This is a genomic window from Actinomyces sp. oral taxon 448 str. F0400, from assembly GCF_000220835.1.
GTDB lineage: Bacteria > Actinomycetota > Actinomycetes > Actinomycetales > Actinomycetaceae > Actinomyces.
This window is the reverse complement of record NZ_GL985611.1, coordinates 1-1,162: the sequence shown is the minus strand read 5'-3', so window position 1 is coordinate 1,162 and position 1,162 is coordinate 1. Positions and strand designations below refer to the sequence as shown.

At 68.8% G+C, this 1,162-nt stretch carries 2 protein-coding genes; one reads left to right on the top strand and one right to left on the bottom strand.

The features are described 5' to 3' along the window. Nucleotides 1–33 precede the first annotated feature (33 nt). Nucleotides 34–534 (bottom strand): GNAT family N-acetyltransferase, encoded by a 501-nt coding sequence (locus HMPREF9062_RS11945; protein ID WP_009409879.1) that lies wholly within the window; start codon nucleotides 532–534, stop codon nucleotides 34–36. Nucleotides 535–886: 352 nt separating this feature from the next. Between HMPREF9062_RS11945 and HMPREF9062_RS11940 the strand changes: the two genes are divergently transcribed. Beyond that, nucleotides 887–1,162, top strand: a 276-nt coding sequence (locus HMPREF9062_RS11940; RefSeq protein WP_009409878.1) for a helix-turn-helix transcriptional regulator, incomplete at its 3' end; no start/stop codon positions are given.

The following is a 1,162-nucleotide window of genomic DNA, read 5'->3' as shown; positions in this document are numbered from 1 at the left end:
TGTCTCATGGGAAGAGCCGGCTGAGGATCGACCTCACAGAGCCAGCCGCATCTGGTGCCATACGGCGCCGCCGTGATCGGAGGGGCACACGCCCTCGTCGACGAAGCCGTATCGGGCGTAGAAGCCGAGGAGTCCGGCCTTGGCGGTCAGGACGAGCCCCCGGCACTCGTCCGCGCGGGAAACGGCGATCACATGCTCCAGCAGTCGGCCGGCCAGGCCTTCCCCTCGACGCTCGGGCGAGGTCATGACGGAGAAGATCATCTGCCAGGACCCGTCGGGCTCGTGCAACTCGGCATGGGAGAACATCTCATCGGTCAGGTCGGGGACGGAGGTGCGCATGCCGTTGATGCAGGCCAGAAGGCTCGGCCCGCCGTGGCCGTCCTCCTCGTCCAGGCCGAGCCAGATGCGGTCGGGGTAGGCGGTCAGCCGCGCGGCGACGGCATCACGACCGGCGGCTTCGGCGGGCGAAAAGCAGACGGTCTCCAAGTCGGCGACGGCATCGAGATCTGCGGGCGTGGCGGTACGGATCCTCATGGCGTCATCCTGGCGTCCGATCGTCCCGTCGTCATCTCTCCCCGGCCGGGGAGAGCCAGCATCGGCCAGGCGCCGATCCTCGCGCTCACCATTTCTCCCCGGCCGGGGGGCGTCCGTTCCGTGGGGTGGGGCGCGTCGACTCAACCACTGGTTGATACCCGCGTCCCGATGCGCACCGGGGCGCACGTGTCCGGTGATCAACGGATACGTGCTACCTCCGGGCCGAGATCATCGACACCATGGTGGTGACCGGCAGATCCGACGCAGGCGGGTTCGGCGCACGAGAGGGCGCAACGGACGGATGCGGCGCCGGACCGACAATGGAACGAATGGAATGAACAGGAGAACACGGATGAAGCACTCGGTCGGACGCAACATCTCACGGCTGCGGCTGTCGCAGGGGATGACGCAGGAGCAGCTCGCCCAGCGGATGGACGTCACTCCGCAGGCGGTCAGCAAGTGGGAGAACGACCTCAACTACCCCGACGTCGCCGCCCTCCCCCGCCTGGCGGCGCTGCTCGGCACGAGCGTCGACGCGCTGCTGTCGGTTCCCGACAGGACGCTCGACGGTGCGCAGGCGCCGGACGCCGCCGAAGCGCAGGCGACTCCCGAACCGCTCACCGCGACG